At 63.3% G+C, this 21,688-nt stretch carries 24 protein-coding genes; 10 read left to right on the top strand and 14 right to left on the bottom strand.

Features of this window, described 5'->3' with window-relative positions; translation table 11 throughout:
- Positions 1-200: 200 nt before the first annotated feature.
- Both ACIPW4_RS23945 and ACIPW4_RS23950 read right to left on the bottom strand, forming a co-directional pair.
- Positions 201-434: a transposase family protein gene (locus ACIPW4_RS23945; protein WP_400662240.1), complete on the bottom strand. Its 234-nt coding sequence runs from the start codon at positions 432-434 to the stop codon at positions 201-203.
- Positions 435-437: 3 nt separating this feature from the next.
- Positions 438-668 carry a transposase family protein gene (locus ACIPW4_RS23950; RefSeq protein ID WP_400662446.1) on the bottom strand — a complete coding sequence of 77 codons (231 nt, stop codon included), beginning with the start codon at positions 666-668 and terminating at the stop codon, positions 438-440.
- Between ACIPW4_RS23950 and ACIPW4_RS23955 the strand changes: the two genes are divergently transcribed.
- The gene (locus ACIPW4_RS23955) at positions 558-788 is read left to right on the top strand and encodes a hypothetical protein (protein ID WP_400662454.1); all 231 of its coding nucleotides are present in this window, start codon (positions 558-560) and stop codon (positions 786-788) included. The two genes, ACIPW4_RS23950 and ACIPW4_RS23955, sit on opposite strands and share 111 nt — an antisense overlap.
- Before the next feature lie 45 nt (positions 789-833).
- On the opposite strand, the gene ACIPW4_RS23960 is transcribed toward ACIPW4_RS23955, so the two are convergent.
- A complete protein-coding gene (locus ACIPW4_RS23960; protein ID WP_400662243.1) occupies positions 834-2,084 on the bottom strand; it encodes a ribonucleotide-diphosphate reductase subunit beta in 1,251 nt (416 codons plus the stop codon).
- A 571-nt stretch (positions 2,085-2,655) separates the two neighbouring features.
- Positions 2,656-5,535 (bottom strand): ribonucleoside-diphosphate reductase subunit alpha, encoded by a 2,880-nt coding sequence (locus ACIPW4_RS23965; protein ID WP_400662245.1) that lies wholly within the window; start codon positions 5,533-5,535, stop codon positions 2,656-2,658.
- A 647-nt stretch (positions 5,536-6,182) separates the two neighbouring features.
- Here ACIPW4_RS23965 and ACIPW4_RS23970 point away from each other — a divergent pair.
- Entirely contained in the window at positions 6,183-6,881 is a 699-nt protein-coding gene (locus ACIPW4_RS23970; RefSeq protein ID WP_400662248.1) for a response regulator, read from the top strand.
- Positions 6,878-8,479, top strand: a complete 1,602-nt coding sequence (locus ACIPW4_RS23975; RefSeq protein WP_400662251.1) for an ATP-binding protein — start codon at positions 6,878-6,880, stop codon at positions 8,477-8,479. Before ACIPW4_RS23970 ends, ACIPW4_RS23975 begins: the two co-directional genes overlap by 4 nt.
- Positions 8,480-8,482: 3 nt before the next feature.
- Here ACIPW4_RS23975 and ACIPW4_RS23980 read toward each other — a convergent pair whose 3' ends face one another.
- Both ACIPW4_RS23980 and ACIPW4_RS23985 read right to left on the bottom strand, forming a co-directional pair.
- Positions 8,483-9,184, bottom strand: a complete 702-nt coding sequence (locus ACIPW4_RS23980; protein WP_400662253.1) for a 4'-phosphopantetheinyl transferase — start codon at positions 9,182-9,184, stop codon at positions 8,483-8,485.
- Between the two features lie 68 nt (positions 9,185-9,252).
- Positions 9,253-10,047, bottom strand: coding sequence for a dienelactone hydrolase family protein (locus ACIPW4_RS23985; protein WP_400662255.1), 795 nt, complete (start codon positions 10,045-10,047; stop codon positions 9,253-9,255).
- 129 nt (positions 10,048-10,176) lie between these two features.
- Between ACIPW4_RS23985 and ACIPW4_RS23990 the strand changes: the two genes are divergently transcribed.
- From ACIPW4_RS23990 to ACIPW4_RS24005, 4 genes are all read left to right on the top strand, one after another.
- Positions 10,177-10,782, top strand: a complete 606-nt coding sequence (locus ACIPW4_RS23990) for an outer membrane beta-barrel protein (RefSeq protein WP_400662256.1) — start codon at positions 10,177-10,179, stop codon at positions 10,780-10,782.
- Between the two features lie 126 nt (positions 10,783-10,908).
- Positions 10,909-11,586: a response regulator gene (locus ACIPW4_RS23995; RefSeq protein WP_400662259.1), complete on the top strand. Its 678-nt coding sequence runs from the start codon at positions 10,909-10,911 to the stop codon at positions 11,584-11,586.
- Positions 11,583-12,929: an ATP-binding protein gene (locus ACIPW4_RS24000; protein WP_400662262.1), complete on the top strand. Its 1,347-nt coding sequence runs from the start codon at positions 11,583-11,585 to the stop codon at positions 12,927-12,929. Before ACIPW4_RS23995 ends, ACIPW4_RS24000 begins: the two co-directional genes overlap by 4 nt.
- Before the next feature lie 293 nt (positions 12,930-13,222).
- Entirely contained in the window at positions 13,223-14,545 is a 1,323-nt protein-coding gene (locus tag ACIPW4_RS24005) for a dicarboxylate/amino acid:cation symporter (protein WP_400662267.1), read from the top strand.
- A gap of 53 nt (positions 14,546-14,598) precedes the next feature.
- On the opposite strand, the gene ACIPW4_RS24010 is transcribed toward ACIPW4_RS24005, so the two are convergent.
- Together ACIPW4_RS24010 and ACIPW4_RS24015 are read right to left on the bottom strand one after the other, a co-directional pair.
- Positions 14,599-15,093 (bottom strand): SprT family zinc-dependent metalloprotease, encoded by a 495-nt coding sequence (locus ACIPW4_RS24010; protein WP_400662269.1) that lies wholly within the window; start codon positions 15,091-15,093, stop codon positions 14,599-14,601.
- Positions 15,094-15,233: 140 nt separating this feature from the next.
- The gene (locus tag ACIPW4_RS24015) at positions 15,234-15,833 is read right to left on the bottom strand and encodes a Yip1 family protein (RefSeq protein WP_159409192.1); all 600 of its coding nucleotides are present in this window, start codon (positions 15,831-15,833) and stop codon (positions 15,234-15,236) included.
- A gap of 263 nt (positions 15,834-16,096) precedes the next feature.
- On the opposite strand from ACIPW4_RS24015, the gene ttcA reads away from it, so the two are divergent.
- Both ttcA and ACIPW4_RS24025 read left to right on the top strand, forming a co-directional pair.
- Positions 16,097-16,921: a tRNA 2-thiocytidine(32) synthetase TtcA gene (gene ttcA / locus ACIPW4_RS24020; protein ID WP_400662272.1), complete on the top strand. Its 825-nt coding sequence runs from the start codon at positions 16,097-16,099 to the stop codon at positions 16,919-16,921.
- 4 nt (positions 16,922-16,925) lie between these two features.
- Positions 16,926-17,597 (top strand): DNA-3-methyladenine glycosylase I, encoded by a 672-nt coding sequence (locus ACIPW4_RS24025; protein WP_400662275.1) that lies wholly within the window; start codon positions 16,926-16,928, stop codon positions 17,595-17,597.
- A 116-nt stretch (positions 17,598-17,713) separates the two neighbouring features.
- On the opposite strand, the gene ACIPW4_RS24030 is transcribed toward ACIPW4_RS24025, so the two are convergent.
- Genes ACIPW4_RS24030 through arsC form a run of 3 tightly spaced genes read right to left on the bottom strand, consistent with a single transcriptional unit; the run spans position 17,714 to position 19,075 of the window.
- Positions 17,714-18,127 (bottom strand): DUF2069 domain-containing protein, encoded by a 414-nt coding sequence (locus tag ACIPW4_RS24030; protein ID WP_400662277.1) that lies wholly within the window; start codon positions 18,125-18,127, stop codon positions 17,714-17,716.
- Positions 18,120-18,725, bottom strand: coding sequence for an NAD(P)H:quinone oxidoreductase (gene wrbA / locus ACIPW4_RS24035; protein WP_016501124.1), 606 nt, complete (start codon positions 18,723-18,725; stop codon positions 18,120-18,122). The genes ACIPW4_RS24030 and wrbA overlap by 8 nt, the downstream gene beginning before the upstream one ends.
- Positions 18,722-19,075, bottom strand: coding sequence for an arsenate reductase (glutaredoxin) (gene arsC / locus ACIPW4_RS24040; RefSeq protein WP_400662280.1), 354 nt, complete (start codon positions 19,073-19,075; stop codon positions 18,722-18,724). Before arsC ends, wrbA begins: the two co-directional genes overlap by 4 nt.
- 85 nt (positions 19,076-19,160) lie before the next feature.
- On the opposite strand from arsC, the gene ACIPW4_RS24045 reads away from it, so the two are divergent.
- Positions 19,161-19,625: a TlpA disulfide reductase family protein gene (locus tag ACIPW4_RS24045; protein WP_400662283.1), complete on the top strand. Its 465-nt coding sequence runs from the start codon at positions 19,161-19,163 to the stop codon at positions 19,623-19,625.
- A 165-nt stretch (positions 19,626-19,790) separates the two neighbouring features.
- On the opposite strand, the gene ACIPW4_RS24050 is transcribed toward ACIPW4_RS24045, so the two are convergent.
- Genes ACIPW4_RS24050 through ACIPW4_RS24060 form a run of 3 tightly spaced genes read right to left on the bottom strand, consistent with a single transcriptional unit; the run spans position 19,791 to position 21,650 of the window.
- On the bottom strand, positions 19,791-20,195 hold the full coding sequence (locus tag ACIPW4_RS24050) for an META domain-containing protein (protein WP_400662286.1): 405 nt from the start codon (positions 20,193-20,195) through the stop codon (positions 19,791-19,793).
- The gene (locus ACIPW4_RS24055; protein ID WP_400662289.1) at positions 20,192-20,629 is read right to left on the bottom strand and encodes a hypothetical protein; all 438 of its coding nucleotides are present in this window, start codon (positions 20,627-20,629) and stop codon (positions 20,192-20,194) included. The genes ACIPW4_RS24050 and ACIPW4_RS24055 overlap by 4 nt, the downstream gene beginning before the upstream one ends.
- 31 nt (positions 20,630-20,660) lie before the next feature.
- Positions 20,661-21,650, bottom strand: coding sequence for a 2-hydroxyacid dehydrogenase (locus ACIPW4_RS24060; protein WP_400662292.1), 990 nt, complete (start codon positions 21,648-21,650; stop codon positions 20,661-20,663).
- Positions 21,651-21,688 lie beyond the last annotated feature (38 nt).

Here is a 21,688-nt window from a genome sequence, read left to right on the forward strand (position 1 = left end):
TCTCCCACGGTCTGTACTGCTGCGAACAGTCAGAAGCGAGCTATGTCCCTCCTCCTCCCTTCAAGTCCTACCATACAAGCGGGCTTGCCCGCGAACACCGGCATAGCCGGTGCCATGCAGGCCCATCATTCCTGGAGTTCTGAAACACGGACAGCAGTTGTGCAATAGCTAAGATAAATGCATTGTAATGACGAATGTCTTTACAGAGAGGGTCGTCCCATGGCGTCCATCACCAAGCGTCTGGGCTGGGCCTTTGGCAGCTTCTCCAATGCGGCTTGTAGCGCCCGTCGCTCCAGCAAACGCACGCTGTCCCAATGCAAACCAAACAGCTCGGCGACGTGCAGGATGGGCAGACGTCGGCAAGCCTGGATCACGGCTTCGGCCAAGCGCTTGGTCATGCGCGAATAGCGGTCAAGCCAGCTGACTGACTCCATTCGCTAGCCGCATGCATTGCACCCGACACGGCGCAGTTCCACATTCAGCCGAACTGCGCGGCCAAGAATGGGCAGGTCGCGGATCGAGCGCTGGCAGTATTCGTGGGTGGTGGTGCTGGGCCGATGGCAGCCGCTGCAGGTGGGGAATCGGGTGGGCTGAGGGATCAGGTCGATCAGCAGGTCATCGCCGTCTGGCCTGATCGCGATGACAGAAAAGCCCTCCCAACAGGGCAGAAACGTATTAATATCGTGCACAAGAACGCCGGTTTGTTGATGTGTTTGCTCGCACGAACATCATCCATCAAACCGGCGTTCTTGTTTCTGTCTTTCCCGGGATTCCGTGAAGAACCATAAAAAAGGCTGCCATTCGGCAGCCTTCTCGATACTCAGCCCGGACGATCAGTCCCAGCTCAACGCCCCACCGGTCTGATACTCGATCACGCGCGTCTCAAAGAAGTTCTTCTCTTTCTTCAAGTCCATGATCTCGCTCATCCAAGGGAACGGGTTGGTAGTCCCCGGGTACTCTTCCTTCAAGCCAATCTGAGTCAGGCGACGGTTGGCGATGAACTTGAGGTAGTCCTCCATCATCGCCGCGTTCATGCCCAGCACGCCGCGTGGCATGGTGTCACGGGCGTATTCGATCTCCAGCTGGGTCCCTTGCAGGATCATCTGGGTCGCTTCTTCCTTCATCGCCGCGTCCCACAGGTGCGGGTTCTCGATCTTGATCTGGTTGATCACGTCGATACCGAAGTTCAGGTGCATCGACTCGTCACGCAGGATGTACTGGAACTGCTCGGCAACGCCGGTCATCTTGTTGCGGCGGCCCATCGACAGGATCTGGGTGAAGCCGCAGTAGAAGAAGATGCCTTCCAGTACGCAGTAGTAGGCGATCAGGTTGCGCAGCAGCTCCTTGTCGGTTTCGACGGTGCCGGTGTTGAACTCCGGGTCGGAGATGGCGCGGGTGTACTTCAGGCCCCAGGCGGCTTTCTTCGCCACCGACGGGATCTCGTGGTACATGTTGAAGATCTCGCCTTCATCCATGCCCAGCGACTCGATGCAGTACTGGTAGGCGTGGGTGTGGATCGCCTCTTCGAAGGCCTGGCGCAGGATGTACTGGCGGCACTCCGGGTTGGTGATCAGGCGGTACACGGCCAGTGCCAGGTTGTTGGCAACCAGCGAGTCGGCAGTGGAGAAGAAGCCGAGGTTGCGCATGACAATGCGGCGCTCGTCCTCGGTCAGGCCGTCCTGGCTCTTCCACAGGGCGATGTCGGCGGTCATGTTGACCTCTTGCGGCATCCAGTGGTTGGCGCAGCCATCGAGGTACTTCTGCCAGGCCCAGTCATACTTGAACGGCACCAGCTGGTTGAGGTCGGCGCGGCAGTTGATCATGCGCTTTTCGTCAACGGCGACACGGGCCGAGGAGCCTTCCAGCTCGGCCAGGCCTTCGGCGATGTCGAGGTCGTTCAGCGACGCCTTGGCACGCTTTACCGCCTCGGAATCGGTGGAAATGACCGCACGGGCTTCCAGGGCGGCAGCCCCGCCGGCGCTGTCGAGCTTGTCGAGGGAGGCGGCGGCGTTGGCCTGCGCAGGGGTGGCGCCTTTGGCGGCTACTTCGCCGTCTTCGTTATCGAATTCGTCCCAGCTCAGCATGGTTTGGCTCCTGCTTGAGGGTTGCCCTGGGGCAACCGGTTGGATTTTAAGAATGTGATGCCTGACGCAAGGCCGTTACGGCGAATGGACAGCTCGAGAGGCTGACTCTCGTTACATCTGGATTCGTGCCTGGCCAGGCCTCGGGGAGGGGCCAGGGACGTGAATGGGTGCCCTTTTCAGAGGGGGCGCAGTATACCGGAATTCGGGTTTGATCGGGGCGCAAGTCTTGCGGGCGAGGGTAAATTTTCGACCGGTTCTGTGCGCGTCCGTTCAGGGAATCTCGTGTCGTCTTTTACGGGAAAGAAGTTTAGCGGCAAATGGCGCTAAGCACTACATCTTGTGGATTTTTATTTTATAGATACTGGATATGGGGTTTTAGCGATCGCTTGTAGGAGCGGCCTTGTGTCGCGAAAGGGCCGCAAAGCGGCCCCGACAATCTCGCAAGGAGCGGAGACCCTGGGGCCGCTGCGCAGCCCTTTCGCGACACAAGGCCGCTCCTACAATAGGCCGTTTTGCGGACGCAAAAAAGCCGCGAGGGGCACCCATTGGGCACCCCTGGCGGCATCAGGCCTTACTGGCAGGCTTCGCAGTCAGGCTCGTCGATCGCGCAGGCCTTCGGCACTGGCGCAGGGCCCGCTGCCTGGACCGGGGCGCTGTCGCCGCCGCTGGAAACGGCGTTGAGCTTGCCGGTGTTGATGGTCGACTTCTCGGTGCTGGTCGCGGCCAGGGCACGGAGGTAGTAGGTGGTCTTCAGGCCACGGTACCAGGCCATGCGGTAGGTCACGTCCAGCTTCTTGCCCGAGGCGCCGGCGATGTACAGGTTCAGCGACTGGGCCTGGTCGATCCACTTCTGGCGACGGGAGGCGGCGTCGACGATCCACTTGGTCTCGACTTCGAACGCGGTGGCGTACAGGTCTTTCAGCTCTTGCGGGATACGCTCGATCTGCTGCACCGAACCGTCGTAGTACTTCAGGTCGTTGATCATCACCGAGTCCCACAGGCCACGGGCCTTCAGGTCGCGGACCAGGTACGGGTTGATCACGGTGAACTCGCCCGACAGGTTCGATTTCACGTACAGGTTCTGGTAGGTCGGCTCGATCGACTGCGACACGCCGGTGATGTTGGCGATGGTCGCGGTTGGCGCGATGGCCATGATGTTCGAGTTACGGATGCCTTTCTGTACGCGGGCACGCACCGGCGCCCAGTCCAGCGACTCTTCCAGGTTGACGTCGATGTACTTCTGGCCACGGGCTTCGATCAGGATCTGTTGCGAATCCAGTGGCAGGATGCCTTTGGACCACAGCGAACCCTGGAAGGTCTCGTAGGCACCGCGCTCGTCGGCCAGGTCGCAGGAAGCCTGGATCGCGTAGTAGCTGACCGCTTCCATCGACTTGTCGGCAAACTCGACGGCTGCATCGGAGCCGTACGGGATGTGCTGCAGGTACAGCGCGTCCTGGAAGCCCATGATGCCCAGGCCGACCGGGCGGTGCTTGAAGTTCGAGTTGCGCGCTTGCGGCACCGAGTAGTAGTTGATGTCGATCACGTTGTCGAGCATGCGCACGGCAGTGTTCACGGTGCGTTGCAGCTTGGCGGTGTCCAGCTTGCCATCGACAATGTGGTTCGGCAGGTTGATCGAGCCCAGGTTGCAGACCGCGATCTCGTCCTTGTTGGTGTTCAGGGTGATCTCGGTGCACAGGTTCGAGCTGTGGACCACGCCCACGTGCTGCTGCGGCGAACGCAGGTTGCACGGGTCCTTGAAGGTCAGCCATGGGTGGCCGGTCTCGAACAGCATCGACAGCATCTTGCGCCACAGGTCTTTGGCCTGGATGGTCTTGAACACCTTGATCTTGTTGTACTCGGTCAGGGCTTCGTAGTACTCGTAGCGCTCTTCGAAGGCCTTGCCGGTCAGGTCGTGCAGATCAGGCACTTCCGATGGCGAGAACAGGGTCCACTTGCCGTCATCGAAGACGCGCTTCATGAACAGGTCAGGGATCCAGTTGGCGGTGTTCATGTCGTGGGTACGACGACGGTCATCACCGGTGTTCTTGCGCAGCTCGATGAATTCTTCGATGTCCAGGTGCCAGGTTTCCAGGTAAGCACACACGGCGCCTTTGCGCTTGCCACCCTGGTTGACGGCTACGGCAGTGTCGTTGACCACTTTGAGGAACGGCACGACGCCCTGGGATTTGCCGTTGGTGCCCTTGATGTAGGAGCCCAGTGCGCGCACAGGGGTCCAGTCGTTGCCCAGGCCGCCGGCGAATTTCGACAGCATGGCGTTGTCGTGGATCGCGTGGTAGATGCCCGACAGGTCGTCCGGCACGGTGGTCAGGTAGCAGCTCGACAGCTGCGGGCGCAGGGTACCGGCGTTGAATAGGGTCGGGGTCGACGCCATGTAGTCGAACGACGAGAGCAGGTTGTAGAACTCGATCGCACGGGCTTCTTTGTCTTTCTCTTCCAGCGCCAGGCCCATGGCCACACGCATGAAGAACACCTGCGGCAGCTCGAAGCGCACGCCATCCTTGTGGATGAAGTAGCGGTCGTAGAGGGTCTGCAGGCCCAGGTAGGTGAACTGCTGGTCGCGCTCGTGGTTGATCGCCTTGCCCAGTTTTTCAAGGTCGAAGTCGGCCAGGGCGGGGTTCAGCAGTTCGAACTCGACGCCTTTGGCGATGTAGGCCGGCAGGGCCTTGGCGTACAGGTCGGCCATCTCGTGGTGAGTGGCGCTGTCGGCCACTTCGAGGAAGCCCAGGCCTTCGGCGCGCAGGGTGTCCATCAGCAGGCGGGCGGTGACGAAGGAGTAGTTCGGCTCGCGCTCGACCAGGGTACGGGCGGTCATCACCAGGGCGGTGTTGACGTCCTTGATGGCCACGCCGTCGTACAGGTTCTTCAGGGTTTCGCGCTGGATCAGGTCGCCATCGACTTCGGCCAGGCCTTCGCAGGCTTCGCTGATGATGGTGTTCAGGCGCGCCATGTCCAGCGGCGCCAGGCTGCCGTCGGCCAGGGTGATGCGGATGCTTGGGTGCGGCTCGACCACGGACTCGGCATTGCTGCGGGTGGCGCGCTCCTTGGCGCGCTGGTCGCGGTAGATGACGTAGTCACGGGCGACTTTCTGCTCGCCGGCACGCATCAGCGCCAGTTCGACCTGGTCCTGGATTTCTTCGATGTGGATGGTGCCACCCGATGGCATGCGACGCTTGAACGTGGCGGTGACCTGCTCGGTCAGGCGCGCGACGGTGTCGTGGATGCGCGACGAGGCGGCGGCGGTGCCGCCTTCAACTGCGAGGAACGCCTTGGTGATGGCCACGGTGATCTTGTCGTCGGTGTAGGGGACGACAGTGCCGTTGCGCTTGATCACGCGCAGTTGGCCTGGAGCGGTGGCAGCCAGATCCTGATTGGAATCGGCGGCCTGCGGCGCCAAAGCCTGCGGGTTCTCGCGAGTTGTGTCGGTTTGCATGGGTGGGTGTCTCCACAGTTTCTATAGTGTTCAGGCGCCTTTTGGGCGCCCACCGTTCCGTCCACTTGCTCGATGGCCCTGGCGAGGATGCGTCATGCACGCGCATCCACCCGCTCGGGCGTACCGACTTCGGGACAGATCAGGAAATGGGGGCAAGAACCTTGCCGCTCCCTGGCCGAAGTCAAATGCTCTGGGGTAGGCCAGAGCAGGCTGTTCAGTATCCGCTAGGAGCGGTTGGATCGATGAAACCACAACGAGTTCTGCCAGAAAAATCGCTTGAATTTCTCTGCTGACTCATGCTTGGCGTTGGTGGCTGAAACCCAACATCTAGTGGTTTGCTGTGCTGGGGATACAAGATAATGCGGTACAGGGGTCTTTGCAAGGCGATCGCCTGTGGATAACTTGTGCGTACTTTGTGAGTGAATAGTGGGTAATCGCTGTAGGCCTAGTGCCAAGTGGTGTGCACTATTTTTCTCTCGGTCGCAGCCCTCAGGCAGAATTTTTGGGGCGCCACGGGTGTGTGTCTTTGGAGGTGTGTCTGCCTTGAGATCGAGCGCCGCCCGCGCGGCGCTCGATCTCATGGACGGCAGAGATCTACAGTCATACCCTCAGCCCTACCAAGATCCCAAAGAAAAACGACAAAAACCATGGACCAACCCAGCAACCGCATCCTCATCGTCGAAGACGACCAGCGCCTGGCCGAGCTGACCGCCGAATACCTGCAGGCCAACGGCTATGAGGTCGCCGTGGAGGGCGATGGCGCCCGCGCCGCCCGACGCATCATCGACAGCCAACCGGACCTGGTGATCCTCGACCTGATGCTCCCCGGCGAAGACGGCTTGAGCATCTGCCGCCGCGTGCGGGCCCAGTACCCCGGCCCGATTCTGATGCTGACGGCCCGCAGCGACGAACTCGACCAGGTTCAGGGCCTGGATCTGGGCGCCGACGACTATGTCTGCAAACCCGTGCGCCCACGCTTGCTGCTGGCGCGTATCCAGGCCCTGTTGCGGCGCAGCGAAAGTCCCGACCACAAGCGCCACGACCTGGCTTTCGGCCCGCTGCGCATCGACAACCGCCTGCGCGAAGCCTGGCTCGACCAGCAGCAGATCGAACTCACTGGCGCCGAATTCGACCTGCTCTGGCTGCTGGCCAGCAACGCCGGGCGGGTGCTGTCACGCGAACAGATCTTCACTGCCTTGCGCGGGGTCGGCTACGACGGCCAGGACCGCTCCATCGACGTGCGCATTTCCAGGATTCGCCCCAAGATCGGTGACGACCCGATCCACCCGCGGCTGATCAAGACGCTGCGCAGCAAGGGTTACCTGTTCGTCGGCGACGCCCCATGAACCGCTCGATCTTCCTGCGCATCTACGGCGGCATGCTCGCCGTGCTGGTGCTGGTGGCGCTGCTCGGCGTGCTCAGCCTCCACCTGGTCAACGAGGTGCGTGCGGCCCAGCACCGCGAGCGCCTGGCCCAGGGCACGTTCAGCCTGATGGCCGACAACCTGGCGCAGCAGAACGAAACCGAGCGCAAGCGCTCGCTGCTGATGTGGGAGCGCCTGCTGGGCGTGCCGCTGGTGTTGCAGCCGATGTCGGCGCGCACGCTCGAAGGAGGCCAGCGCGCACGCCTGTACCGCGGCCTGGTAGTGGTAGAGAAGACCGGGCCGCACGCTGCCCAGGTGCTGCGCAAGGTCGGCCAGGAAGACCTGCTGCTGGTGGCCCAGGTCAAGCAGGTCAGCGAGCAGCTGGCGCGTGCCACCCTTTATCTGTTGGCCGATGAACTGGTGCGTTACCCCGTGACCGAGCAGCAGCAGCGCCTGGCAGACATAACCCGGAGCAAGGGCTTCGGCTTCGGCGTCGCCTTGCAGCGCATCGAGCGGGTCGGCCTGGACGATGATCAGCGGCGCCGGGTGGAGGAGGGCGACACGGTGATGGCGCTGGGCCGCGATGGTGATTCGATCCGCGTGTTCGCCGGCCTTCCAGGCTCGCCGCTGGTACTGGAGATCGGCCCGCTCTACCAGCTCAACCCCTATCCGCCGCAGTTGCTGGTCCTGATCGCGTTCCTCGGCCTGTGCCTGATCGGCCTGGTGGTGTACCTGCTGGTACGCCAGCTGGAGCGGCGTGTGTCGGGCATGGAAATCGCCGCCACGCGCATCGCCCAGGGCAGCCTCGACACGCGCGTACCGGCCGGTGATGCCGATTCGGTGGGGCGCCTGGCCGCTGCCTTCAATGGTATGGCCGAGCACCTGCAGCGCTCGCTGAACATGCAACGCGAGCTGGTGCGGGCGGTCTCCCATGAGTTGCGCACGCCCGTGGCCCGCCTGCGCTTTGGCCTGGAGATGATCGAGAGCGCGAGCACCGAACAGGCCCGTGCCAAGCACCTGGCGGGCATGGATGGCGACATCCAGGACCTGGACAAGCTGGTCGACGAGATGCTGACCTACGCACGCCTGGAGCAGGGCGCCCCGGCGCTTAAGTTCCAGCGCGTCGAGCTGGATGCCTTGTTCGACCGGGTGATCGAAGAGCTGGCACCGCTCAACAACAAGGTCCGTTTGCTGCGAGGGGCCTGCCAGGGCAACGACGGCTGCTGGGTCGAGGCCGAACCGCGTTACCTGCACCGTGCGCTGCAGAACCTGGTGAGCAATGCCCTGCGCCATGCCGCCAGCGAGGTGCGCCTGAGCTACCAGCTGGGCCAGCAGCGTTGCCGCATCGATGTGGAAGACGATGGCCCGGGCATCCCCGAAGGCGTCTGGGATCGCATCTTTACCCCCTTCACCCGGCTCGACGACAGCCGCACCCGCGCTTCGGGCGGGCATGGCCTGGGCCTGTCGATCGTGCGGCGGATCATCTACTGGCACGCCGGCCGCGCCACGGTGGGGCGCAGCGAGGCGCTGGGAGGGGCCTGCTTCAGTCTCAGCTGGCCGCGCGAGCAGGCGCCGCAGTAAGGCTCAGACGCTGATCAGGCTGAGCAGGTGGCCGTCTTGCAGGCAGAACTGGCCTTCGACTTCGGCGCCATGACACCACTCGGGCGACAGGTCGGTGAGCAGGCGCAGGCGCGCCAGGCCATCGGCGGACCATGCCAGCACTTCGGCGTGTTCAAAATAGAAGCGCTGCCGGGTCAGCGGGTAGAGCGCCTTGAACAGGCTTTCCTTGAGCGAGAAAGTCAGCGTGACGGTCAGCCCCAGTTGGCTGCGGTCAAGACGCTCGCATTCGGCAGGCGTGAGGATCTCGCCCATCAGCCGTTCGGCGCGTTCGTCGTCGAGCAGCGCTTCCTGATCCAGGCCCAGGCTGCGGCAAGCGCCATCGGCCGCTACCACGGCAGCCGCCCAGCCTTTGCCATGGGTGATCGAGCCGTGGATGCCGGCGGGCCAGATCGGCGAGCGGTCCTCATGGGTGCCCGGCACGTAGTCGCGGCCATCCAGGCGCTGCAGCGCGGCGCGGGCGCAGACCCGGCCGGCGAGGTACTCGGCCTGGCGCTTGGCCACCGAGCGCTGCAGGCTGGCGCTGGGCACGATGCCGGCGCACTGGAAGTCATCGGCAGCCAGGTGGGCAGGGTCGAAGGCACAACTGACCAGCACCGCACCGGGCAGCGGGCGAGGCAGGGGCCAGTGGTGCTGAAGCGGGGCGCAGCAGGCGGGGAGTGTGTTCATGGCGACTATTGTGCCAGCCACGAGCCCTGTGTGGGAGCCCGGGGGCTGCTTCGCACCCCCGGCGACCTTTACTTGAACACTTGCTTGAAGAACGCCTGCATATCCGCCCAGGAACTCTTGTCCGCCGCCTCGTTGTAGCCAATATCGGGCCCGCCATGATCGCCATGGCTCAGGCGGTCGGCATCCGGGTTGGTGAACCCATGCTTGGCGCCGGGAATGCTGACGAACTGGTAGTTGACCTTGGCCGCGTCCATTTCCGCCTTGAATGCGCTGACCTGTTCCGGGGTCACCATGCTGTCTGCAGCACCGTGCTCGACCAGCACATAGGCCTTCACCTTGCCGGGCTCGGCCGGTGTCTGCGTGGCCAGTGCGCCGTGGAAGCTCACCACCGCATCGAGCTTGTTCACACCGCGCCGCGCGGCATCCAGCACCACCTTGCCGCCGAAGCAGTATCCGACGGCACCCAGGCTGCTCTTGTCCGTGTAGGGCTGCTGTTGCAACAGTTTGAAGCCCGCGTCGAAGCGTTTGGCGGCGGCCTTCGGGTCTTTCATCGCGGCGGCCATGAACGCCTGGGCATCTTGTGGATGCTCGGTGTGCTTGCCATCGCCGTACATGTCGATGGCCAGCGCGCTGTAGCCCAGGGCGGCGAGGTCGCGGGCACGGCGTTTGGCGTAGTCGTTCAGCCCCCACCATTCATGCACCACGACGATGCCGGGACGCTTGCCATCCAGCGCGTCGTCATAGGCGTAATACCCGATCAAGCGTTTTCCGTCCGCGTCCTGGTAGGGGATTTCGCGGGTCACGACCGCCGCTTGGGCGAGGGCGGCGCTGCACATCAGGGTCAAAGCCAGCAGGGCACGCATGTTCACTACTCCTTGTTTTGCAAACAGATCGTTCAGCCGCGGTTCAGCCAGGGTTCAGCCGCGGTTCAGGGCACCCTGCTTACTCTAGCTTCCAGACCGCAACAGCGCCTTCATCTGGAGTACAACGCCATGAAAACTTTCAATACCCTGCTTGCTGCCATGGCCGTCTGCGCCGCCGGCATGACCAGCGCCCAAGCCGCCGATGACAACTTTGCCAGCCTGACCTACGGCCAGACCAGCGACAAGGTGCGCAAGTCCGGGCTGCTGCAGCGCAACACCGACCACCTGAACGCCGACGGCATCATCGGCAAGGACGACACCTGGGGCGTACGCCTGGGCAAGATCAACGACCAGGGTCGCTATTACATGACCTATGACAACGTCTCGGGCGACCATAGCGGCCTCAAGCTGCGCCAGGAAAACCTGCTTGGCAGCTACGACCTGTTCCTGCCGGTGGGCGATACCACCAAGCTGTTCGGCGGTGGCAGCCTGGGCATGACCAAGCTGACCCAGGATTCGCCGGGGGCCAGCCGTGATACCGACTATGGCTATGCCTACGGCTTGCAGGCCGGTGTGATCCAGGACATCACCGACAAGGCGTCGGTCGAACTGGGCTACCGTTACCTGCGCACCAATGCCGCGACTGAAGTGGGTGCCAGTGGCGGGCCGAAAGAGGGCACACTGCGCCTGACCAGCAGCGCCCAGACCTACCTGGCGGCAAGCTACAAGTTCTGACCAGCACGCCGGGTTATCCTGTACTGGCCTCTTCGCGGGTAAACCCGCTCCCACAGGAATGCACGTGTGGGAGCGGGTTTACCCGCGAAGAGGCCAGTACAGGCGACATTTAAAGAGGAGTCTTGAATGAAACTGCTGGTGGTCGAGGACGAAGCCCTGTTAAGGCACCACCTCCACACACGCCTGAGCGAAAGCGGCCACGTGGTCGAGGCCGTGGCCGATGCCGAAGAGGCGCTGTACCAGGCCGAACACTTCCATTTCGACCTGGCCATCGTCGACCTTGGCCTGCCCGGCATCAGCGGGCTTGAACTGATCGGCCGCCTGCGCAGCCAGGGCAAGTCGTTCCCCATCCTCATTCTCACCGCCCGCGGCAACTGGCAGGACAAGGTCGAGGGCCTGGCCGCCGGTGCCGACGACTACCTGGTCAAGCCGTTCCAGTTCGAGGAACTCGAAGCGCGTCTGAACGCCCTGCTGCGCCGTTCCAGCGGTTTCACCCAATCCACCATCGCCGCCGGCCCCCTGGTTCTGGACCTCAACCGCAAGCAGGCGACCCTGGATGAGCAACCACTGGCGTTGACCGCCTACGAGTACCGCATCCTCGAATACCTCATGCGCCATCACCAGCAGGTGGTGGCCAAGGACCGCCTGATGGAACAGCTCTACCCCGGCGACGAAGAGCGTGACCCCAATGTCATCGAAGTGCTGGTCGGCCGCCTGCGGCGCAAGCTGGAGGGGCAGAGCGGTTTCAAGCCGATCGACACGGTGCGCGGCCTGGGCTATCTGTTCACCGAGCGCTGCCGATGATCCGCTCGCTGCGGGTACGTCTGATGCTCGCGGCGGCAGTGCTGGCGCTGCTGTTCATGCTGGCGCTGCTGCCAGCCTTGCAGAAGGCCTTCAGCCTGGCCCTGCAGGAATCGATCGAGCAGCGCCTGGCCTCGGACGTGACCACGCTGATCTCCGCGGCGCGCATCGAGCACGGCCAGTTGCAGATGCCCGCGCTGCTGCCGGACGAGCGCTACAACCTGCCATACACCGGCCTGCTGGGTTACATCTTCGACCGTGACGGCAACCTGGTCTGGCGTTCGCGGGCCACCAGCGACCGGCACATCAACTACCGCCCGCGGTACGACGGGCGCGGCAACGAATTCGCCCGTATCCATCAGGACGATGGCGAAGAATTCTTCGTCTATGACGTCGAGATCAAGCTGCTCGGCGGCCAGAGCGCGGCTTACAGCATCGTGGCGCTGCAGCCGGTGAGTGAATACAAGGCGACGCTCGATGGCCTGCGCGAAAAACTCTACCTGGGCTTTGGCGCCGCCTTGCTGGCCTTGCTGGTGTTGCTGTGGGCCGGCCTGACCTGGGGCCTGCGCTCGCTACGCCGGCTAAGCCACGAACTGGATGAGGTGGAAGCGGGGGCGCGCGATGGCCTCAGTGGCGAGCACCCGCGCGAACTGCTGCGCCTGACCGGCTCGCTGAACCGCTTGCTGCGCAGCGAACGGGAACAGCGCACGCGCTACCGCGATTCACTGGGCGACCTGGCCCACAGCCTGAAGACACCGCTGGCCGTGTTGCAGGGCGTGGGCGAGAGCCTGCAGCAGCGTGACGGCGAGCGCGAACAGGCGCGGGTACTGCAGAGCCAGATCGAGCGCATGAGCCAGCAGATCGATTACCAGCTGCAGCGCGCCAGCCTGCGCAAGAGCGGCCTGGTGCGCCACAGCGTGCTGCTGCTGCCGGTGCTGGAGAGTCTGTGCAGCACCTTGGCCAAGGTCTACCGCGACAAACAGGTCGAGGTCGAGCTGAAAGTCCCGGCGCAGTCGCGTGTGCCGATGGAGCAGGGCGCGCTGCTGGAACTGCTGGGCAATCTGCTGGAAAACGCCTACCGGCTGAGCCTGGGACGCGTGCGGGTGAGCCTGCAAGAGGCGACAGGAACGCTGACGCTGTGCATCGAGGACGATGGCCCCGGAGTGCCCGCCGACCAACGCGAGCGGATTCTCGAGCGCGGCGAACGGCTGGACCGGCAGCATCCGGGGCAGGGTATCGGCCTGGCGGTGGTCAAGGACATCGTCGACAGCTATGACGCCGTGCTGACCCTTGACGAGTCGCCACTGGGCGGAGCGGCCTTCTGCATCACCTTGCACCTGGATTGACTTGTCGCTCGGGCGGATTCCCGCCATATCACTCGTACATTTCCCGCCACAGGGCGGAAATCCGCCATCCCTCCTCAGAAAATTCGCCCCCTCTTTGGGCATCGACAGCCCGTAATCATTACCTCTGCACCCGAGATGGGCATTTTGGCATCGCCCTTGCTATCTCAGTGGCAGAGGCCTGCCCAGGCAGCTCGAACACAACGACAAATCCCTCCAGGTGCAGGAGGGTTAGCGATTCAGGTGCCCAAAACACCCTGGGAAGGGTGAGCCGGCACACTTGAGGAAATTGAGCCATGACGACACGTCAGCCGCTGTACAAATCCCTGTATGTCCAGGTGTTGGTCGCCATCACCATCGGCATTCTGCTTGGCCACTTCTACCCCGAAACCGGCGTCGCCCTCAAACCCTTGGGTGATGGTTTCGTCAAACTGATCAAGATGGTCATCGCGCCCATCATCTTCTGTACCGTGGTCAGCGGCATCGCCGGCATGCAGAGCATGAAGTCGGTCGGCAAGACCGGCGGCTACGCGTTGCTGTACTTTGAAATCGTTTCCACCATCGCCCTGATCATCGGCCTCGTGGTGGTCAACGTGGTCCAGCCGGGCGCTGGCATGCACATCGACGTCAGCACCCTGAACGCCAGCAGCGTGGCCGCCTACGCCGCCGCCGGCGCACAGCAGACCACTGTCGGCTTCCTGCTCAACATCATCCCCAACACCGTGGTGGGTGCCTTCGCCAACGGCGACATCCTGCAAGTGCTGATGTTCTCGGTGATCTTCGGCTTCGCCCTGCACCGCCTGGGCAGCTACGGCAAGCCGGTGCTGGACCTGATCGATCGCTTCGCCCATGTCATGTTCAACATCATCAACATGATCATGAAGCTGGCCCCGGTCGGTGCCTTCGGCGCCATGGCCTTCACCATCGGCCAGTACGGCGTGGGGTCGCTGGTACAGCTGGGCTACCTGATGGCCTGCTTCTACATCACCTGCCTGCTGTTCGTGCTGGTGGTGCTGGGTGGTATCTGCCGCGCGCACGGCTTCAGTGTCCTCAAGCTGATCCGTTACATCCGTGAAGAGCTGATGATCGTGCTGGGTACTTCCTCCTCGGAGTCGGCCCTGCCACGCATGCTGGCCAAGATGGAGCGCCTGGGTGCCAAGAAATCGGTGGTTGGCCTGGTGATCCCGACCGGCTACTCGTTCAACCTCGACGGTACCTCGATCTACCTGACCATGGCTGCGGTGTTCATCGCCCAGGCCACCGACACCCACATGGACATCACCCACCAGATCACCCTGCTGCTGGTGCTGCTGGTGGCCTCCAAGGGTGCTGCCGGCGTGACCGGTTCGGGCTTCATCGTGCTGGCTGCCACCTTGTCGGCCGTCGGCCACCTGCCGGTTGCCGGACTGGCGCTGATCCTCGGCATCGACCGCTTCATGTCCGAAGCCCGCGCACTGACCAACCTGGTCGGCAACGCCGTGGCTACCGTGGTCGTGGCCAAGTGGGTGAAGGAGATGGACGACGACAAGCTGGCCTCCGAGCTGGCCTCCGGTGGCGCGCCGCTTGAAATGACTGCGCCTACCGATGATCTGGGTGTTGCAGAAGTCCCGGTTCGTTGATCCTGATGCGGTAAAAAGAAGGCGACCCTCGGGTCGCCTTTTTCATACCTGCTTCATTCGACCCGGGTTTCGCCGCTGTATACCAATATGGCCCGGCAGCGCCGGCACAGGTAGCGCCGCCCCTGGCGCACCAGCTTGTGCCGCTGCGCGGTAAACGGAAAGTCGCTCTCCGGGCACGGGCAGCGGTAGATGTAGCGGGTTACCACACGCCGCTGCACTGCATAGTTGTGGCAGCGATTGGGGGGCAGTTCGTACACCCCGCGCATGATCAGCTGCCATTCTTCGCCATGGGCCTGGATGCGCTCGCCAAACAGCTGATGGGCCACCAGGTGCGCCACTTCATGGGCCACGGTCTGGCGCAGAAAGTCGTCCTGGTTCTCGCGATACAGCTGCAGATTGAAGCGCAGCAGGTTGTCGTGCAGGTGGGCGACGCCGGCCTTCTGGCCGCGCAGCTTGAAGCTGACTTCCGGGCGTGGGAAGGGGCGTTTGAAGAAGGCTTCGGCTTGCTGGTAACAGGTTTCGACGCGTTGTTTGAGCAGCTCGGGCATGGCGGGGTGGTTCTCCTGACCGGGCATTATGCCGCAAGCATGGTGCTGGTGCCGAGCCACCGGTCAGCAGACAGGCATCGGCTGTAAAGACAAAGGCCGCCTTGCGGCGGCCCTTGCTTGATGCCCTATGTTGGCTGGATCTAGTTGGTGTACACGGGCCCCACGCCCAAACCCCAGATGATCACGGTAGCAGCCATGATCGCCACCAGTACCACGAGGCCCACTGCCAGCACCGAGCTGGAGAACAGGAAGCCTTCATCTGACGGTATGTTCATGAAGGTCGGCAAGCCGACATACAGCAGATAAACGGTGTAGCAAATGGCAGCGGTCCCCACCAGCATGCCCAGCCACAGGTGCGGATAAAGCGCCGCCAGGCCGCCGAGGAACAGCGGGGTGGCGGTGTAGGTGGCAAAGGCGATGCACTGCGCCATGGACGGGTTGGCGTCGTAGGTGCGAGCCATCCAGTGAATGAATGCCCCCATCACCGCCACGCCGGCGAGCATTGCCAGGTAGGACATGATGCTCATCCAGACCGCGCTTTCCATGGTCAGCATCACCGCCGGTCGGCCCCCGATCACCCAGCCCACCTGGGTTGTGCCGATAAAGGCCGAAATGGCGGGGATCGCCGCCAGGATCAGGGTATGGGTCAGGTACATGTGGCTGATGCTTTCTTCTTCGCCACGAATCTCCCGCCACTCCTGGTCGGGATGGGTAAACAGCCCCACAACGTGATGAATCATGCCGGTCACTCCTCTCTGTGTTGCCAATCGCCCCCCTCATGGAGCGCAAGCGGCCCGAGGCCAGGAAACCGAAGCAGAACGGTAATGTGGCCTTATGTCGCAGTATAGGAAGCCAATTCCAGCATAAACCCCGCTTTTTAGAGCAAATTGCGCTGTAGGAGCCGTTGTTGATTCCCTTGAAGTCTTTATCGGAATCCCTACAGGTACGCGTGGTTTGTGCGTAAAATAGCCGGCTTTTGTCACACCTCGCGGATCCAAGCGCTATGGGCACCCTCTCGGTCAACCAGAACAAACTGCAAAAACGCCTGCGTCGTCTCGCCGGCGAAGCCATCACCGACTACAACATGATCGAGGATGGCGACAAGGTCATGGTCTGCCTGTCTGGCGGCAAGGACAGCTACACCATGCTCGACGTTCTGTTGCACCTGCAGAAGGTGGCACCGATCACGTTCGAGATCGTTGCGGTGAACATGGACCAGAAGCAGCCGGGCTTCCCCGAGCATGTGCTGCCGGCCTACCTCAAGGAACTGGGCGTCGAGTATCACATCGTCGAGAAGGACACCTACTCGGTGGTCAAGGAGCTGGTGCCCGAAGGCAAGACCACCTGCTCGCTGTGCTCGCGCCTGCGCCGTGGCACTTTGTACACCTTCGCCGATGAAATCGGCGCGACCAAGATGGCCTTGGGGCATCATCGCGACGACATCGTCGAAACCTTCTTCCTCAACATGTTCTTCAACGGCGCCCTCAAGGGCATGCCGCCGAAGCTGCGCGCCGACGACGGCCGCAACGTGGTGATCCGCCCGCTCGCCTACTGCAGCGAAAAGGACATCCAGGCCTATTCGGACATGAAGGAATTCCCGATCATCCCGTGCAACCTCTGCGGCTCGCAGGAAAACCTGCAGCGCCAGGTGGTCAAGGACATGCTGGTGGAATGGGAGCGCAAGCACCCGGGCCGTACCGAAAGCATCTTCCGCGCAATGCAGAACGTGGCGCCGTCGCAGCTGGCCGACCGCAACCTGTTCGACTTCACCAGCCTGAAGATCGACGAGAACGCCACCCCGCGTTTCCTCGACGTGGTGAACATCTGAGCCCATGCGCGACTACCCGTGGTTGCATGAGTACTGCCTGAACCGCTTCGGCTCGGCCCAGGCGCTGGAGGCCTTCCTGCCGCAGCCGCGCACACCGGCGCAACTGCGCGCAATCACTGACGACCGCTACCTGTCGACCTTGGCCCTGCGCGTGTTCCGCGCCGGGCTCAAGCACAGCCTGGTGGATGCCAAGTGGCCGGCGTTCGAGCAGGTGTTCTTCGGCTTCAACCCGGAAAAGGTGGTGCTGATGGGTGCCGAGCACCTGGAGCGGCTGATGCACGACGAGCGCATCATTCGCCACCTGGGCAAGCTCAAGAGCGTGCCGCGCAATGCGCAGATGGTCCTCGATGTGGCGAAGGAGAAGGGCAGCTTCGGCGCGTTCATCGCCGACTGGCCGGTGACCGATATCGTCGGGCTGTGGAAGTACCTGGCCAAGCACGGCAACCAGCTGGGTGGGTTGTCGGCGCCGCGGTTCCTGCGCATGGTCGGCAAGGACACTTTCATCCCTACCGATGACATGACGGCAGCGTTGATCGCGCAGAAGGTGATCGACAAGCAGCCGACCAGCCAGCGCGACCTGGCCCTGGTGCAGCAGGCGTTCAATCAATGGCACGCAGAGAGCGGGCGACCGCTGTGCCAGTTGTCGGTGATGCTGGCGCATACCGTCAACCATTGAGATCGCCGGGGCCGCTGTGCGGCCCTTTCGCGACACAAGGTGCTCCCACAGGAGCACGCGATTCCCCTGTAGGAGCGGCCTTGTGTCGCGAAAGGGCTGCAAAGCAGCCCCCGAATTCAACTGCCTTCGCCCGCCATGCGCCGTTCCAACTGGAACTTCCAGCGCACATAAAGCAGCCCGGCAATGAACAACCCAAGGCTCACCAGCACCTCCACCCAGCCAAACACCGCCCGAGACGGGTCGAACGCCGCCAGCACGCCCTTGATAAAGTAGATATTCACCACGAAGCAGGTCCAGGCATGCGCCCGGGCGCTGCCCATCAGCATGCCTGGCAGCAGCAACAGCAGTGGCACCAGCTCGATTGCCAGGATCACTTCGACCCGCGCCCCATGCAAGTTGGCGAACCACAAGTTGTTCACCACCAGTAGCGCGATCAGGCCAAAGAAGAACGCCAGGCTCAGCGCTCGCGTCAAGCGCAAGCGCGGCGCCAGCCATTCAAGTGGCGGCAACACCTTGGCCTTTTTAGCCACGCGCGGCCTCCAGGGCCTTGGCGGTGGTCGCCAGGCGTTGGCCAAGGGCGCGGCACAGGGCGATCTCATGCTGGTCCAGCTCACGCTTGCCATCCGCGCCGGCATGGTGGCTGGCGCCGTAAGGGGTGCCACCGCCACGGGTTTCCAGCAGTGCCGATTCACTGTACGGCAGGCCCATCACCAGCATGCCGTGGTGCATCAGCGGCAGCATCATCGACAGCAGGGTGGTTTCCTGGCCGCCATGCAGGCTGGCAGTGGAGGTGAACACGCCAGCCGGTTTGCCCACCAGTTCACCGCCCAGCCACAGACTGCTGGTGCCATCGAGGAAGTACTTCAGCGGTGCGGCCATGTTGCCGAAGCGGGTCGGGCTGCCCAGCACCAGGCCGGCGCAGTGACGCAAGTCGTCGAGAGTCGCGTACAACGCGCCGCTGGCCGGGATGTCCGGGGCCACCGCTTCGCACTCGGTGGAAATCGCCGGTACCGTGCGCAGGCGCGCTTCCATGCCGGCCAGCTCGATGCCGCGGGCGATGTGCCGGGCCATTTCGCTGGTGGAGCCGTGGCGGCTGTAATACAGCACCAGAATGTACGGCGCGCTCACGGCAGGATCTCCAGCACCTGCTCCGGTGGGCGGCCGATGACAGCCTTGTCACCGGCGACCAGGATCGGTCGTTCGATCAGCTTGGGGTGCTGAACCATGGCGTCGATCAGTTGCGCGTCGGTCAGCGCCAGGTTGCCAAGGTCGAGGGCCTTGTATTCGTCTTCGCCGCTGCGCAGCAGCTGGCGCGGGGTGATGCCCAGTTTACCGAGCAGAGCCTTGAGGGTGGCAGCATCGGGCGGGGTTTCCAGGTAGCGCACGATGGTCGGTGCCAGGCCGCGTTGTTCGAGCAGTTCCAGCGCGCCGCGGGATTTCGAGCAGCGCGGGTTATGATAGAGCGTCAAGTCAGTCATGTCGGGTCGCATCCAGCTGGGTGTGGCGGCTATTCTAACCGCAGCGACTGACCTATTTGCTTGAAACTTCGAGAAGGATTGACCCATGGCAAAGCGTCTGGCAGCAGTACTGGCCATCACCGCAAGCCTTTTGCTCGGTGGTTGCGGTGCCGATTATGGCGTGGACCAAGACGGCAAGACGGTAAAGGCGGAACAGATCGACGGGCACTGGGTAGTGCTCAATTACTGGGCAGAATGGTGTGGCCCATGCCGCACCGAGGTGCCTGAACTGAACCAGGCGGCCAAGCAGTGGGCGGCCGATGGCGTCAAGGTGGTCGGAGTGAACTTCGACGGCCTGCAGGGGCCGGAGCTGAAGCAGGCGGCAGAAGCCCTGGGCATCGGCTTCACCGTGCTGGCCCAGGACCCGGCCGAGCGCTACGACCTGCCACGCAGTGAAGCGCTGCCGGTGACCTACATCATCGATGACAAGGGCAAAGTGCGTGAACAACTGATGGGCGAGCAGACCCTGGAAGGGCTGCAGGCCAAGATCAAGGCCCTGAAAGGCGCCTGATGCTTCAGGCGGCTACGCGGTCTTGCAGGAGCGGCCTTGCGTCGCGAAAGGGGCGCGCAGCGGCCCCAGATATCAGCGTCAGCGCTGAGATTGCCGGGGCTGCTGCGCAGCCCTTTCGCGACGCAAGGCCGCTCCCACAAGGCTGCGCAGCAGCCCCGGCAATCTTCAGCCTTCCTCGGGCCAGAAGCGCAGCGGCTTGCCTTCGGCCGGCCAGAAACGCATCTGCTCGACAGGCGACACATCCCAGCGCTGCACTGTCTCCAGCGCCTGCAGAAAACGTTTTTCCTGCTCCATCAACGCTGGCGCGCACATTTTGCGGGTCTTGCCGACCTTGCCGAAGCTCAGGTGCTCACCGTCCAGTGTGTACGGCGCAAACCAGTGGTTGCATCCGGCATTGCCGTAGGCGCGGCCATCGCTGGCCAGGGTCAGGGTGAGGTGGCTGTAGTCGATCAGCGGGCGCTCGCCGATCCACTCCAGCACGTAGCTGCGTTCCTGCTGCAGCTTCGAAGGTTCGGCAGCGCAGCCGAGCAGGCCGGTGGCAAGCAGCACGCCGGTCAGCAGATTCTTCACTCGGCGCTCTCCTGGCAACGCGGGCACAGGTGCTTGTCGCCGCGGCTGGCCCAGCCCAGTTCGGCGATACGGGCGCTGGCAGCCGGCTGACGGGCCGCCTTGCCGAGTTTGGCGTCGACGGCGAACTCGAAGTCCAGCACCGCGTCGCAGCTGTCGCACTCGGCCTTCCAGGTGAGGATTTCCAGCTCGTTGAACACCGGGCCGCTGGCCACGGCAACCCACTGACCCCGTGGGTTGATCAGGTGGCGCACGCTCTCTACGGTCAGGCGCATGGCCAGGTCCTTGCTGCCCTTGAGGGTCACGATCAGGACGTCGCCCCGGTGCATGGAGCCACCGTTGCCGGTCACCTGATAACGGCCCGGTACCAGGGCACGGCATTCGATCAGGGTGTGTTGCGGGTTGAAAAGGGTGTAGCGGAAATCGTGCTCGACCATGGGTCCTCCAGAAATGCCGCGTATCCTAGCATCAACCGCTGACCAGATTCTGCGGATTACCCGCCGCCCAGCGGATGATGTTGTCCAGGGTGGTGGTGGCGATCCCGTCCAGTGCCTCGCGGGTCAGGAATGCCTGGTGGGCGGTGATGATCACGTTGGGGAAGGTCAGCAGCCGTGCGAGCACATCATCCTGCAGCGGCAGGTCGGAACGGTCTTCGAAGAACAGCTGGGCCTCCTCTTCGTAGACGTCCAGGCCCAGGTAGCCGAGCTGGCCGCTTTTCAGGGCATCGATCAGCGCAGGCGTGTCGACCAGTGCACCGCGGCCGGTGTTGATCAGCATCGCGCCTGGCTGCAACTGGCTCAGGCTCTGCGCATTGATCAGGTGCCGGGTGTGCTCGGTCAGTGGGCAATGCAGGCTGATGATCCGCGCTTCGCGCAGCAGTTCGGGCAGTTCCAGGTAGCGGGCTCCGAGGGCCAGAAGCGCCGGGTTGGGGTAGGGGTCGTACGCCAGCAGCTGGCAGCCGAAGCCAGCCATGATCCGGGCGAAGGCAGCGCCGATCTGGCCCGTGCCGACTACGCCGACGGTCTTGCCATGCAGGTCGAAGCCGGTCAGCCCGTGCAGGGTGAAATCGCCTTCGCGGGTGCGGTTGTAGGCGCGGTGCAGGCGGCGGTTGAGCGCCAGGATCAGGGCCACGGCATGCTCGGCCACGGCATGCGGCGAATAGGCCGGCACGCGCACCACCGCCAGGCCAAGGCGCTGGGCGGCGGCCAGGTCGACGTGGTTGTAACCGGCCGAGCGCAGGGCAATCAGGCGCGTGCCGCCAGCGGCCAGGCGCTGCAGCACCTGGGCGTCGAGCTCGTCGTTGATGAAGGGGCAGACGACTTCGTAGCCCTGGGCAAGGGCGGCGGTGTCGAGGGTCAGACGGGCGGGTTGGAAGTGCAGGTCCAGAGCACTGCTGCCGTTGGCCCGGGTGAAGCTTTCCTGGTCGTAGTGCTGGCTGCTGAACAACAGAACGCGCATGGTGGGTCCTCAACTGTCTTGCACAATTTCCAATGGCC

This window comes from Pseudomonas sp. NPDC089996, from assembly GCF_044748405.1.
In the GTDB taxonomy this organism is placed as follows: Bacteria; Pseudomonadota; Gammaproteobacteria; order Pseudomonadales; family Pseudomonadaceae; genus Aquipseudomonas.